This is a genomic window from Chitinophaga sp., assembly GCF_036569185.1.
Taxonomy (GTDB): Bacteria; Bacteroidota; Bacteroidia; order Chitinophagales; family Chitinophagaceae; genus Chitinophaga.
The window spans coordinates 23,178-36,696 of the sequence record NZ_DATCRD010000277.1; the positions used below are offsets into that span (position 1 = coordinate 23,178).

11 protein-coding genes are annotated in these 13,519 nt (G+C 47.0%); 6 read left to right on the plus strand and 5 right to left on the minus strand.

All coding sequences use genetic code 11. From position 1 onward, the window contains the following. Positions 1–11: 11 nt before the first annotated feature. On the plus strand, positions 12–659 hold the full coding sequence (locus VIM72_RS21340) for an alpha/beta hydrolase (RefSeq protein WP_332004853.1): 648 nt from the start codon (positions 12–14) through the stop codon (positions 657–659). Between the two features lie 54 nt (positions 660–713). On the opposite strand, the gene VIM72_RS21345 is transcribed toward VIM72_RS21340, so the two are convergent. Then, positions 714–980, minus strand: a complete 267-nt coding sequence (locus VIM72_RS21345) for a hypothetical protein (RefSeq protein WP_332004854.1) — start codon at positions 978–980, stop codon at positions 714–716. Positions 981–1,183: 203 nt separating this feature from the next. On the opposite strand from VIM72_RS21345, the gene lepB reads away from it, so the two are divergent. From lepB to VIM72_RS21360, 3 genes are all read left to right on the plus strand, one after another. Further along, positions 1,184–2,383 carry a signal peptidase I gene (gene lepB / locus VIM72_RS21350; protein ID WP_332004855.1) on the plus strand — a complete coding sequence of 400 codons (1,200 nt, stop codon included), beginning with the start codon at positions 1,184–1,186 and terminating at the stop codon, positions 2,381–2,383. A gap of 104 nt (positions 2,384–2,487) precedes the next feature. Continuing rightward, positions 2,488–2,976: a cytidine deaminase gene (gene cdd / locus VIM72_RS21355; protein ID WP_332004856.1), complete on the plus strand. Its 489-nt coding sequence runs from the start codon at positions 2,488–2,490 to the stop codon at positions 2,974–2,976. Positions 2,977–3,053: 77 nt separating this feature from the next. Beyond that, a complete protein-coding gene (locus VIM72_RS21360) occupies positions 3,054–3,446 on the plus strand; it encodes a hypothetical protein (RefSeq protein WP_332004857.1) in 393 nt (130 codons plus the stop codon). A 187-nt stretch (positions 3,447–3,633) separates the two neighbouring features. Here VIM72_RS21360 and argS read toward each other — a convergent pair whose 3' ends face one another. The 4 genes from argS to VIM72_RS21380 all read right to left on the minus strand — a co-directional run bounded on the left by argS (position 3,634) and on the right by VIM72_RS21380 (position 8,244). Next, positions 3,634–5,562, minus strand: coding sequence for an arginine--tRNA ligase (gene argS / locus VIM72_RS21365; RefSeq protein ID WP_332004858.1), 1,929 nt, complete (start codon positions 5,560–5,562; stop codon positions 3,634–3,636). Positions 5,563–5,669: 107 nt separating this feature from the next. Next, positions 5,670–6,245, minus strand: a complete 576-nt coding sequence (locus VIM72_RS21370; RefSeq protein ID WP_332004859.1) for a porin family protein — start codon at positions 6,243–6,245, stop codon at positions 5,670–5,672. 81 nt (positions 6,246–6,326) lie between these two features. After that, complete coding sequence (locus VIM72_RS21375; protein WP_332004860.1) at positions 6,327–6,812, minus strand: GNAT family N-acetyltransferase; 486 nt, start codon at positions 6,810–6,812, stop codon at positions 6,327–6,329. A 67-nt stretch (positions 6,813–6,879) separates the two neighbouring features. Beyond that, positions 6,880–8,244: an OmpA family protein gene (locus VIM72_RS21380; RefSeq protein ID WP_332004861.1), complete on the minus strand. Its 1,365-nt coding sequence runs from the start codon at positions 8,242–8,244 to the stop codon at positions 6,880–6,882. A 265-nt stretch (positions 8,245–8,509) separates the two neighbouring features. Between VIM72_RS21380 and dnaK the strand changes: the two genes are divergently transcribed. Together dnaK and VIM72_RS21390 are read left to right on the plus strand one after the other, a co-directional pair. Beyond that, on the plus strand, positions 8,510–10,417 hold the full coding sequence (gene dnaK, locus VIM72_RS21385; protein ID WP_332004862.1) for a molecular chaperone DnaK: 1,908 nt from the start codon (positions 8,510–8,512) through the stop codon (positions 10,415–10,417). Positions 10,418–10,796: 379 nt separating this feature from the next. Beyond that, positions 10,797–13,403 carry a 4-alpha-glucanotransferase gene (locus tag VIM72_RS21390; protein ID WP_332004863.1) on the plus strand — a complete coding sequence of 869 codons (2,607 nt, stop codon included), beginning with the start codon at positions 10,797–10,799 and terminating at the stop codon, positions 13,401–13,403. The last annotated feature ends 116 nt before the right edge of the window (positions 13,404–13,519 follow it).

Sequence of the window (13,519 nt, forward strand, 5' to 3'; positions counted from 1 at the left end):
CGGCTAAGGATATGCAAAAACACCTGTATCTGATCAGTGGACTGGGTGCGGATGAGCGCATTTTCAACAACCTGCGTTTTCCCACCGGCTACCAGGTGCATCACCTGCATTGGATCGCTCCATTGCCGGATGAGCCCATCAGCCGTTATGCGGCCCGTATGGCCCGCAATATTACGGCTGATGGAGCGGTTACATTGGTAGGTGTTTCTTTTGGCGGCATTATGAGCCTGGAAATAGCCCGGCATATTCCCGTGGAAAAGAACATCCTTCTTTCAAGTATTAAACGTAGCTCGGAAAAACCTCCCTACTACAACTGGGTAAAAAAGCTCCGCCTGCACAAACTACCCGACAGCCTGTTGTACCAGCGGCGGAATATCATTGTCAGGAAATTCCTCAATATAGAAACACCGGAAGAGCGCATGCTGGTAAATGAATACCTGGCAAAACGTGATTATGCCTACACCCGCTGGGCGGTGAATGCCATCCTGCATTGGGAAAATGATGAGGTGCCGGAAGGTTTGGTGCATATCCACGGCGCCCTTGATATGCCTTTCCCCGTTAAGTATCTCCAGCCTACGCATGTAATCCCCGATGGTGGCCATTTTATGGTGCTGAACCGTTCAGCAGCCATTAACCGTATCCTGGAAGAAGTGCTCTGAACAGGATCAATCCAATGCCAGTAATTCTTCCGGTTTTTTAACGATATGAACATTTTACGGAAGCGGAGTAGTAAGTTGCCATGCCTGTGGGCCCCACAACAGGATTTTAATCCCCGGAAACTGCTGGTGAAGCTTCATAATAAACCGCTGCATGGCGGGTGGCGTAACGTTTGTGAGCAAATGGGTATAAATATGCGTTGCCTGCCGGGCCGGAGTAAATGCCTTCAGGTCTGCCAGGAGAACATCAGCGCCGAAACAGGTGACCAGCTTCCCGGTTCTTTTCAGCGGGTATTGTGCATACAGTACGGGTGAAGTTCTCAATATCCCTGATCGTAAATGTATTCAACGCAGGTATAGTAAAACATCAGATTCAGGCAATTCATCGGATGGGGACACCATATACTTAAAAAATATAATAAACAACCTTTTAATCTATTTTTAAGAAAACTTTTGTAGCCGGATAGCAACAGGCTGACAACAGAATATTATATTTGCCTTTTTAAGCATCTAATAAGCGTAACTGAATGAACCTGGCATTTTGGAAAAAAAACAAAGACAGTCAGCCTAAGAAAAAGAAATCTGCGGTTAGAGAATGGTTAGACGCTGCGATCTTCGCTATTATAGCAGCCACGCTTATCCGCACTTTTATTTTTGAGGCCTATACGATCCCGACACCTTCAATGGAAAAGACCTTACTTGTGAACGACTTCCTGTTTGTGAGCAAGATCAGTTACGGACCACGTATCCCAATGACTCCGCTGGCAGTACCTTTTGTACATCATACCCTGCCTTTCACCAAATCTGCCAAAGCCTATTCCGAGGCAGTAAAATGGAAATACAGGCGCCTGCCGGGTTTTTCAGCCATCAAGCGGTATGATGTAGTGGTATTTAACTTCCCCGAAGGAGATACCGTAGCCATTGATTCGCCAGATCCCAGCTATTATGGCATGGTAAGGCAATTCGGCTGGCAGTCGGTTCATAACTCTTACCAGATCATTCAGCGCCCTGTAGATAAAAGGGAGAACTATATCAAACGTTGCATGGCCGAAGCCGGCGATACTATCCGGATCATTAAAGGAGCAGTTTATGTAAATGGCCAGGCCGCGCCGGTTCCCCCGGGCAGCCAGCATAAATATGTAGTGGAAACCACCGGCGATCAGCTGAACAGCAGCCGTTTGGAAGACCTGGGCATTGCTACTTCAGGCCCTGATTTCTACCAGCTGGATGCCAGCAAATATATTTACAATCTCACCCCGGCCAATGTAACCGCACTGGAACAGTTCAAGCCGATCGTAAAGGATATTAAAATATACCAGGAGTCTGATTTTACAGACTTCAACTACAATAATGTTTTCCCACACGACACTGCACACTTCAAATGGACAGAAGAAAACTTCGGTCCTTTATATATCCCGAAGAAGGGTGTTACCGTTAAGCTGGATGAAAGCAATATTGCCTTGTATGACCGTGTGATCCGGGTGTATGAAGGAAATACGCTGGAGAGAAAAGATGGTAAGTTTATCATCAATGGTCAGCCTGCAGACAGCTATACTTTCAAAATGAACTATTACTGGATGATGGGGGATAACCGCAACAATTCCCTCGATTCCCGTTTCTGGGGCTTTGTACCTGAAGACCACGTGGTGGGTAAAGCCTGGCTGATCTGGATGAGCTACGGAGAAGGCGGAATCCGCTGGAGCCGTATCTTCAGAAATATTAAGTAAGTACAGGAAATATAATTTGAAGTAAATTACGGACTGGCATATTGCCGGTCCGTCGTTGTCTTACCCCGGCAACGGCCGTACGAAAAATCCTTTCAACTGTTGTTATGGAAAAGCAATTGCTGCATATTGAATACGAAGTATATGATGATCTTACCGGTCTTTCAGACGCTGATGCCTGGCTCCTGAAGGAAGCAAGGGAAGTAACGGCCAATGCTTACGCACCTTATTCCCGTTTCCAGGTGGGGGCAGTGATCCGGTTGGCCAATGGGGAAATCATTGCGGGCTCCAACCAGGAAAACGCTTCTTATCCTATAGGGCTCTGTGCAGAGCGGGTGGCCCTTGCATCTGCGGCTTCTATGTATCCCAATATTGATATTGATACCATTGCTGTCAGTTACAATAACCTCAACGGAGAAAGTACCCATCCCATTTCTCCCTGTGGGATCTGCAGGCAAACCTTGTCGGAGTACGAACGGAAACAGGACAGCCCTATCCGGGTGATCATGGGTGGATTAAGCGGCAAAGTATATGTGATCAGCCGTGCCAACGACCTGTTGCCGCTTTCCTTCAGCGGCGATGAACTGGGATTGTGATTGTTATATGATAATAAGTTTTAATTAAATAATATTATTTATATATTTGTCCGGCGCCCCTAAAAGTGCTGCGACCTATGAAATCCTGTCAGCTACCAGTTAGTATATGTTGTTTTGTGTTGCTTACTGCTGTGTATAGTGAACCGGCTGCCTGTTACTTTGATAAAAAGAAAGCAATAATTGTTAACTATCGTACAGGCCTATACGTTGTTAAGGATACCCTGAAAACAGTGAACCGTTATCAACATCTGGCACACGACTTGTACGAAAAGAAACTCTTTAAACGGGCAATAGTGCAATGGAAAAAAGTGTTACACTTGCAACCTACCAATGCTTTTGCTATGTTTATGCTCGGAAAATCGTATATGGGTGCGGGTGAGCAGGAGAGGGGAGAACGCCTTTGCGATGAAGCTGTCATGATAGGAGAACAACAGGATAAAAATATTTGCCACAGTGTAGAGGGATTTTAAACGGGCGCATAAAGGATAGGCAAGCTCCTTTTTTCGCTGCGCTGCTTACTGTGGTATTTTCTTCGGCAACTTCGGCCACGGCGGCCGTAAGTTGCTAACGCTGCAATCCGTAAGGGCTGCAGCGTTTTAATGGAAAAGAAAAGGAAGGCATGGCGCCTTCCTTTTTCTTTTATCAGTTGAATAATAATTACATTCTTTCCGGTACCCTGATACCGAGTAATTTCATGCCCTGGGCAATGGTATGCGCCGTAAGCATAATGATCTGTAAACGCAGTTTCTTCTTTTCTTCTGAAGTAGCTCTCATGACAGAATAGGTATATACGCCATCCACTTTTTCTGCATAGAAGGAGTTAAATACCTGCGCCAGCTGGAAGATATAATTGGCAATAACAGAAGGGCTGAATTCACGGTAAGCCTCTGCCAGCACTCCCGGGAACTGCTCATTCAGGATGATCAATTCTCTTTCCAGCGGTAATAATTCACCCTCATGCCTATACGCTGCCAGGTTTTCAACAACGCCGGCATCCTTGATGATCGACTTGATACGCGCATGTGCGTATTGAATAAATGTAGCCGTAAATCCATGGAGATTAATGGATTCCTCAGGGTTGAAGATCATTTTCTTTTTAGGATCCACCCGCAGCAGGAAGAACTTCAATCCACCAAGACCAACGGTTTCATATAGTTCACGAAGCTCTTCTTCAGAGAAGGTTTCCAGGTTCTTTCCCTGTTCTTTGGTTTGGTTTTCGGCCGTAGTGATCATTTCGGTGATCATATCATCGGCATCTACCACGGTGCCTTCCCGGCTTTTCATCCGGCCATGCGGTAATTCCACCATACCATAGCTGAGATGGTGAATGCCTTTGGCAGAAGGTTCTCCCAGTTTCTCCATGATCAGCTGCAGCACTTTGAAGTGATAGTTCTGTTCATCGGCCACTACATATACGCTCTGGTCCATATGGTACTGATCATATTTCAAACGCGCAGTGCCAAGGTCTTGTGTCATATATACCGAAGTACCATCGCCACGGAGCAGTAGTTTCTGATCCAGCCCGTCGGCGGTCAGATCAATCCACACAGAATTATCTTCTTTTTTAAATAACACGCCTTTCTCCAACCCTTCTGTTACCAGGTTTTTACCCAGGAGATAGGTTTCGCTCTCATAATACATCTGGTCAAAATCAATACCCAGGCGTTTGTAGGTTTCATTAAACCCTTCATATACCCAGCCATTCATGGTAGCCCACAGTTCCCTTACTTCGGGGTTGCCGGCTTCCCATTGCTGCAGCATGATCTTTGCCTGCTGCATGATTTCTGTTTTATTGCGCGACATCTCTTTGATGTCGTCCATGATCTTCGCTGTTTTTTCCTTATCCTCCTTTACTTCCGGCTTGTGCAGGGCGGTGACCAGCTTCTCCAGCTTTTCGGTTTCTGCATTGTCGAAATCACGGAAGTCATTTTCCAGTACCCGGTCAATAATAATTTCTGCCTGCTCTTTTACCACAGATTCAAACTTCACGTAATAGTCGCCTACCAGGTGGTCGCCTTTAATCCCGGTCGACTGCGGGGTATCGCCATGTGCAAACATCTGCCAGGCGAGCATTGACTTACAGATGTGGATGCCACGGTCATTTACCAGGTTGGCTTTGATCACCTCGTAGCCATTGGCTTTCATGATCTCAGCGATGGAATATCCCAGGAAATTATTACGCAGGTGGCCGAGGTGTAAGGGTTTGTTGGTATTGGGAGATGAATATTCTACCATGATCCTTTTACCATTGGCAGGCTGTATACCGATGTTCACATCACTGTAATGTTGCTGCAGGAACTCCGTCCAGTAAGCGTCGTTGATACTCAGGTTAAGGAAACCTTTTACTACATTAAATCGCGTAATCAGTTCCGGGTAGTGGGCAGTCAGGTATTCTCCGATACGCTGTGCAGTTTCTTCCGGTTTCTGCCGGCTGAACTTTGTAAAAGAGAAAACCACAATGGTATATTCACCTTCAAATTCAGGCTTGGTAGTGTTAATAGCAATATCCGCTGCTGTTAACTGCTGATGGTAAAGTGAATTAATGGCGGCCACGGCGGCCGTTCTGATGGATTGTACAACACTCATGCTGAAAATGATTAATGCGAGGGGCAAAGATAGTTAATTAGCCGAAAGCAGCGAAGGTTGTCTGATTAAAGACAACCTTCGCTGATCCGGAATATTTTTTTCCCGCATTAAAAAGTGTAAAACACGCCTACCTGTGCTACGGAGTTTTTACTGTTTACCTTGTCGGAGTCATATACGTTGGTCAGGCCAAAATTATACCTGCCGCTTACACCGAGCCCCATATCGAACTTATAGCCAAAGCCGAAGCCCAGCCCAAAATCGACCGACTGCATATTATCCTTGATATCTACAGTTACATCGCCTGATTTTACTTTGGCGGCGGTAAGAAAGCCCACCTGTGGACCGGCTTCCAGGTAAAATTCCGGTACAATGGAATACTGTACCATTACGGGAACATTGATGTAATTAACCTTTACGGTATTGGAAGAGGTTAACCACAACACACTTCTTTCTGCTTTGGTGCCCTGGGTAGAATATACAAGTTCCGGTTGGATAGCCCAGCTTTTGTCCAGCCCGATATTTACAAGTCCACCTGCGTGAAACCCTGCAAGGGCTTTAGAACCGTCGGTATCTGTCAGTTTGGAGATGTTCAAACCGCCTTTAACACCAAATTTTACATTTTGCGCTTGTACTGCCAGCATAGTTCCGATGGCTAATACGCCAGACAGAATAAGTTTTTTCATGATATGTTATTTTGTAGGCCCCAACAGGCAAGAAGTATGCCGTTTTGCAAAGAGGAATAAAACTCCACCGGTTGCGGAAAATTATAAATCCTTCAGCATCCAGCTGTCACAGCCAAAATGGCCGGTGTCTCCTATGGGACCTGACAGGTACCTGAATCCAAACTGCTCATACACCTTTCTTGCCCTGGCCAGTTCAGGCGCAGTTTCCAGGTAGCACTGCGTATAGCCGTTTTGTTTAGCATAATCCAGGCACAGGGCGATCAGCCTGCCAGCCAGTCCCTTGCCCCGGGCTTCAGGCAGGAGGTACATCTTCTGCAGCTCGCAAACATGCGCTTCACCGCCGTCCAGCGGGTGGATGCCTGCACCGCCAATGATCCTGTCGCCATCCAGGGCTACATAATATGTTGCGCGGGGAATATCAAACAGTTTGGAAAGATGATCGGTAGCAGGATCTGAAAAGGCGGTACCGGCTTTATTCATGCCGAACTCAGTGAGCGTGGTTTTTACGATGTGTGCAATGGCCGGATCATCTGCCGGCACTATCGTTCTGATGAGGTATGGTTCCATAAAATGAAAATAGGGATTTTTTGATTTTCACATCAAAAAATCCCTATGATCCTGATCAATAAGCCTGTTAGAATATGGTAAACTCTACTCTTCTGTTTTTCTGTCTTCCTGCTGCTGTTTTATTGCTGGCAATAGGTTGTGTCATGCCATAACCTACGGCTTCAATCTTAGACGCATTCACGCCTTTGCCCACCAGGTAAGCTTTTACGGATTCGGCTCTTTCTCTTGACAGGGCCAGGTTCCGTTCTTTGCTGCCCACATTATCTGTATGGCCGCTGAGCTTCAGGTTGAGATTTTTGCGTTTTAACAGTTCGGCCACCCTGTCTAGCGCCGCATAGGAGCTGGGCTTGATACTGGCTTTGGCAAAATCAAATTCCAGGTTCTGGATGGCTTCCCTTACAATGCGGTTATCTTCTTCTGTGATCACCACTTTCTCTTCTACTTTTGGTGGCTCAGGTACCGGCAGCGGGCAACCGGAACCATCTACCTTGGTATTGGCAGGTGTGCCCGGGCATTTATCGAAGAAGTCGGAAACACCGTCCCCGTCGGCGTCTTTTGTCAGCTTATCCACGTCGGCCGTCAACCTGGCATTGTTCTGATTGGCAGCATCCAGGGAGGCTGCAAGGGAAGCTTTCTGGGCTTCCAGTTCGTCGTACATCACTTTGGCAGGATTAGACCACTGCAGCTGTTTCTTACCTTTCTTTCCAAGAGCAAACTCCAGGCCTGCATAGCCATAGGAGTACTTATCCTTGTTGGGGCCGTAGTTGTACCCGTCCAGGTTGTCCCCATCGGTGTAATACATGGTATAGCCCAGGTCGAGGTTGACGAACTCCGACAGCCTGAACTTAAGGCCCGCACCCACCGGGATAATCAGCTCCTTGATAGCTTTATCATCCGCCTTGTAGGCAAAGCTCGTGTTGTCATTCCTGGTTACGGTTGGTTTATACCCTGCCAATCCGCCGCCCACAGAGGCATACAGCTGTACGAAGTTCTCCCTTGACAACCAGTTGACCGTAGTGATGTTAAACACTGCATTTAAGGTACCGGACCAGTTCAGCTTTGTTTCGTACGACTTATACGGCCTGTTGGGAAGGGAGCCATTACCGAGCTCCTTACTGTTGTCGGCCTGTAATTTGCCACCTACATAATCTGCCCGCAGGGCCAGGAAATGAAGGATCTGGTACTTCACATAGGCGCCGTATCCGAATGATCCTTTCCATTTGGTAAAGTCATTGCTGCCGCCGGTAGCCACTACTGGCGCCAATACGCCGCCATTTACGCCGATCGACCATGTTTTGTAATCGCTGGGTCCACTGAACAATTTGGCCGTGGGTACGGCTGCAGAGGTAGAAGGTTGATCCTGAGCCTGGCTCAGCATTGGGGTGGTGGCTAGCAAAAGGCACGCAGCCCTCCATAAAATGGATTTCTTCATAAGAATCACGTTAGGTTATACAATTTATACAATAGTTAAAACAGCAGGTTAGGAATAAAATAGCTAAAAGGAAGGCGAGGTTATGAACAAATTAAATGATCCGTTATTTAGTAAAGGGCATGTTTACCAACAACATAACCTTGATCTGCATTCAAATATAGGGTACCTGACTGACATAATTTCATATTTTTTTGCTTGGCATAATCATTGACAAACCAACGACAAACACGAAAATACTTACAACTAAAGGATAATCTTTAATACTATGGGAAAAATAATAGGCATTGACTTAGGAACTACCAATTCATGCGTTGCCGTAATGGAAGGTAACGAACCGGTAGTGATTGCCAATGATGAGGGAAGGAGAACAACCCCATCTGTAGTGGCGTTTTTAAAGAACGGAGAAAGGAAAGTAGGTGACCCCGCAAAGCGTCAGGCTATTACCAACCCCGTAAACACAATTATGTCAGTGAAGCGTTTCATGGGCCGTCATTTTGACGAAGTTGCCAGTGAAGTGAGCCATGTTACATATAAAGTGGTAAAAGGGGACAACAATACCACAAGAATCGATATAGACGGCAGATTATATACTCCGCAGGAAATTTCAGCCATGATCCTGCAGAAAATGAAGAAAACGGCTGAAGACTACTTAGGCCAGGAAGTAACTGAAGCGGTAATTACCGTACCTGCTTACTTTAATGATGCACAACGTCAGGCTACCAAGGAAGCCGGTGAAATTGCCGGTCTTGCTGTTCGCCGTATCATCAACGAGCCTACTGCCGCTGCACTGGCTTATGGTATGGATAAAAAGCATTCCGACAGTAAAATCGCTGTATTTGACCTCGGTGGCGGTACCTTCGATATCTCTATCCTGGAATTAGGTGATGGCGTATTTGAAGTAAAATCTACCAACGGTGATACGCATCTCGGTGGTGATGACTTCGATAAAGTGATCATGGATTGGCTGGCTGATGAATTCAAGAAAGATGAAGCAGTAGATTTACACAAAGACCCGATGTCATGGCAGCGTTTAAAAGAAGCTGCTGAAAAAGCAAAGATCGAGTTATCTTCTTCTCAGGAAACTGAAATCAATCTTCCTTATATCACTGCAGTGGATGGCGTTCCCAAACACTTAGTGAAGAAATTAACCCGCGCTAAATTTGAACAGCTGAGCGACAGCCTGGTGGAAAGAACACTGGAACCTTGCCGTAAAGCGCTGAAAGATGCAGGTTTGAACACTTCCGATATTGATGAAATTATACTGGTAGGTGGTTCTACCCGTATTCCAAAGATCCAGGAAGTAGTAGAAAAATTCTTCGGTAAAAAACCTAATAAAGGTGTTAACCCGGATGAAGTAGTAGCTGTAGGCGCTGCTATCCAGGGTGGTGTACTCACCGGTGAAGTGAAAGACGTACTGTTACTGGACGTTACTCCGCTGTCACTGGGTATCGAAACAATGGGTGGTGTAATGACCAAACTCATCGAATCCAATACCACCATTCCTACCAAAAAATCAGAAACTTTCTCTACTGCGGCAGACAGCCAGCCTAGCGTGGAAATCAATGTACTGCAGGGTGAAAGACCAATGGCCAACCAGAACAGAACACTGGGCCGCTTTATTCTGGGTGATATTCCTCCTGCTCCACGTGGCGTTCCACAGATCGAAGTAACTTTCGACATTGATGCCAACGGTATCCTGCATGTAACTGCAAAGGATAAAGGCACCGGAAAAACCCAGAACATCAAAATTGAAGCTGGTAGCGGTTTGAGCAAGGAAGAAATCGAAAAGATGAAAGCCGAAGCAAAAGCCAATGAATCTTCAGACAGGGAACAACGTGAAAAGATCGAAAAGCTCAATAAAGCAGACAGCCTGATATTCCAAACCGAAAAACAGGTAAAAGAATACGGCGACAAACTGCCTGCTGATAAAAAGGCTACGATCGAAGCAGCACTTGAAAAGCTGAGAGAAGCGCATAAGTCACAGGACGGCGCACAACTGGATACTGCTACTGCAGAACTGGAAGCTGCCTGGACTGCTGCATCTGAAGAACTGTACAAAGCTTCCCAGGGTCAGCCGGAAGGTGGCCAGCCTAACGGTGGTCAGCAACAGGGCCAGCCTCAGGGTGGTGGCAACGACGGAGTTACCGATGCAGAATTCGAAGAAGTAAAATAATGCAGTGAAGCGAAGGTTGTCTGATGCGGATGTTGTCTGACTCAGGATTACGCTGATTTTACTGATTTTATTTTTTGAATTATAATATTCTAAGGGAGATAGAAGTGTTCACTCACTTTTATCTCCCTTTTTTGATTTACACGGAGTTCGTCTGACGCTGATTACTATGATCTCCTGGATCTGATCATGTAAGATGAAAATGTTCCTGCGGGATATCAATGGGTATATATACCGCATCAATCTTTCCCAATCCTTTAAAAATCCAAAAGAAAAACTCAGGGAAATCATTGTAATCACCGTAATCCGGAGTCAGACAACCTTCGCGTCAGACAACATCCGCGTTTTTTCCTTACTTTGGTCAGGCATAGCCTCAGACCAGATGAATTATACCTTACGATTTTATATTCATTACCATACTTATTACGGGCAGGATCTGTACCTGCTAGGTAACTTACCTGCTTTGGGTAACGACATTCCTCAGCAGGCATACCGTATGCAATGGGGAAATTCATCGTGGTGGTTTGCTGAGATCCAACTGGCTCCCGGCTCTCCTTTTACATTGCGATACCAATACCTGCTGAAAGAAGGGGAAGACGCGATGTATGAAGGCGCTGTACGGGAGTTTGTTTTTACTCCCGGAGAACAACAGGATATTGTTTTCATAGATGCCTGGAATGATGCTTCCCGCCCGGAAAACGCCTGGTTAACCGCCCCGTTCTCACGTGTTTTTTATAAACGGCCTGCCACTGTTATAACACCGCTACTAACGGCCACGCATATATTCCGCGTACAGGCGCCCCTGTTAGATGCCGGCAAAACCGTTTGCCTGCTGGGCAGTAGCCAGTCGATAGGCAGTTGGGATATCAATCGTCCGCTACTGCTGCAATACGATGAGCAGGGCTGGTTTTCCATCGCGCTGGACCTTTCGGGGGAAGCCGCCCCGGTGTATTACAAGTATGGTATTTATGACCAGGTGCAGCAACAATTCATCCGGTTTGAAAGTGGCAGCAACCGTGAATTGCATACCGCCGCCGTACCAGGGCGGCAGGTAATTTTACACGACGGTTTTTTACGGGTAGCGCACGTTCCCTGGAAAGGCGCTGGTGTAGCGGTTCCTGTGTTCAGCCTGCGCAGCGCAGAAGGCTTTGGCACCGGCGAATTTGCAGACCTGCCTGCATTGGCCCGGTGGGCGCAGCATAAAGGATTGCAGCTGATACAGCTGCTCCCGGTAAACGATACTACGCAAACCGGTACATGGAAAGATTCCTATCCATATGCCGCCATATCTTCTTTTGCCCTGCATCCGCAGTACATCCGTTTACAGGATGTGGGCACACTGCCTGCACAGCATCCGTTGCAAAAACAGTTTAACCGGTTACGGCAATGGCTCAACGAAAAGGAATTTGTCGACTATGAAGAGGTAATGTCGTTTAAGCTGGCGTACCTGCAGGAGCTGTATGAAGCAGAAAAATATCCCTTGCAATTACCCGGTTACCGCGAGTGGTTTGTTGTAAACGAACATTGGCTGCTGCCTTATGCAGCCTATTGTTTGCTACGTGACCGCTATGGAACAGGAGATTTCAGCAGGTGGCCGGCATATAACGTTTATGACTATACGACAATGAAACGGTTGCTCTTTACTGATGAGGAAGCCAGCCATGCGGCGCATTATTATTTCTTTGTACAGTATCATCTCCACCGCCAACTGGCTGCTGCAAGAACAGCCGTAAATGATTGCAACGTGGCCCTGAAGGGCGATATTCCCATAGGCGTGGCACGTTATAGTGCTGATACCTGGATGAACCCCAGGCATTACTACCTGGATATGCAGGCAGGCGCACCGCCGGATGGTTTCACTACCGAAGGCCAGAACTGGGGATTTCCTACCTACAACTGGAAAGTCATGGCAGAGAACGGGCTGGAATGGTGGCAGCAGCGCCTTCGCCATCTATCTGTTTATTTTGATGCCTTCCGTATTGATCATATTCTGGGTTTCTTCCGCATCTGGCAAATTCCCCTGGATGCCACACAGGGCATACTGGGATATTTCCACCCGGCTGTACCGGTAAGCCGGGAAGAAATGCACCGCCGGGAAATCAGCTTTGAAGAAAACCGGTACTGCCTGCCCTATATCACAGGCGTTATCCTGGATGAGCTGTTCGGCAATTACGCCGGCATGATGAAAGATCAACTGATGCATCCCCTGCCCGGCGGACGTTATCAACTACTGCCTGAATACAGTACACAGCGGAAAGTAATGGAATCAACATTACCGGAGGAAATAAAAAAGATACTTTGTAACCTGATAGCGGACGTATTATTTATAAAGATAACCGGTCCTGGCGGAACGGTGTATCATCCCCGTTATAATATGATGGCTACCCGTTCGTTTGCCGCCCTGGATGCCCGTAGCAGGGAACAGTTACAGGCGTTGTACCACGATTATTTTTATACCTGGCAGGAAAACTGCTGGCGCAGGGAGGCGCTTTATAAACTGCCCCTGATAAAAAGAGCTACCCAAATGCTTATTTGTGGGGAAGACCTGGGCATGGTGACCGCCTGCGTACCAGGCGTAATGCAGGCATTGGGCATTTTAAGCCTTGAAATTGAGCGTATGCCCAAATCAGGGAATTCGCTCTTTACTGATATCTCCGGGGTGCCTTATCTGTCTGTTTTAACGCCTTCCACGCACGACATGAGCACGCTGAGGGGATGGTGGAAAGAAAACCCATCTGTCTCCCGGAAATATTACCGGCAACAACTCGGGCGCACCGGGCCTGCTCCTTCCACAGCCACCCCGGAACTGCTCCGGGAAATTATCAGCAGGCATATGGCCTCGCCGGCTATGTGGCGCATCTTTCAGGTACAGGACCTGCTTGCCGCGGAAGCCCCGGAAAGTAACCGGCCCCCCGATACAGAAAGAATAAATATTCCTGCAGTGGCATCACACTATTGGCGTTACCGTGTTCCCCGGGTTTTAGCATAACATCCGCCGTAAATAATCTCACAATTGCGTTGTATTTTCACAAAAAGAACCCGTTAGCAAAATGAAGCTCACCCTTTATCCTTTTGAACTGAAGTTCAGGCACACCTTTACTATCT

What these genes read in the sequence shown, in the direction of transcription:
- VIM72_RS21370 (WP_332004859.1), bottom strand. Translation starts at nt 6,245, where the DNA reads ATGAAAAAACTTATTCTGTCTGGCGTATTAGCCATCGGAACTATGCTG.
- argS (WP_332004858.1), bottom strand. Translation starts at nt 5,562, where the DNA reads ATGAGTGTTGTACAATCCATCAGAACGGCCGCCGTGGCCGCCATTAAT.
- VIM72_RS21360 (WP_332004857.1), top strand. Translation starts at nt 3,054, where the DNA reads ATGAAATCCTGTCAGCTACCAGTTAGTATATGTTGTTTTGTGTTGCTT.
- VIM72_RS21380 (WP_332004861.1), bottom strand. Translation starts at nt 8,244, where the DNA reads ATGAAGAAATCCATTTTATGGAGGGCTGCGTGCCTTTTGCTAGCCACC.
- cdd (WP_332004856.1), top strand. Translation starts at nt 2,488, where the DNA reads ATGGAAAAGCAATTGCTGCATATTGAATACGAAGTATATGATGATCTT.
- lepB (WP_332004855.1), top strand. Translation starts at nt 1,184, where the DNA reads ATGAACCTGGCATTTTGGAAAAAAAACAAAGACAGTCAGCCTAAGAAA.
- VIM72_RS21375 (WP_332004860.1), bottom strand. Translation starts at nt 6,812, where the DNA reads ATGGAACCATACCTCATCAGAACGATAGTGCCGGCAGATGATCCGGCC.
- VIM72_RS21340 (WP_332004853.1), top strand. Translation starts at nt 12, where the DNA reads ATGCAAAAACACCTGTATCTGATCAGTGGACTGGGTGCGGATGAGCGC.
- dnaK (WP_332004862.1), top strand. Translation starts at nt 8,510, where the DNA reads ATGGGAAAAATAATAGGCATTGACTTAGGAACTACCAATTCATGCGTT.
- VIM72_RS21390 (WP_332004863.1), top strand. Translation starts at nt 10,797, where the DNA reads ATGAATTATACCTTACGATTTTATATTCATTACCATACTTATTACGGG.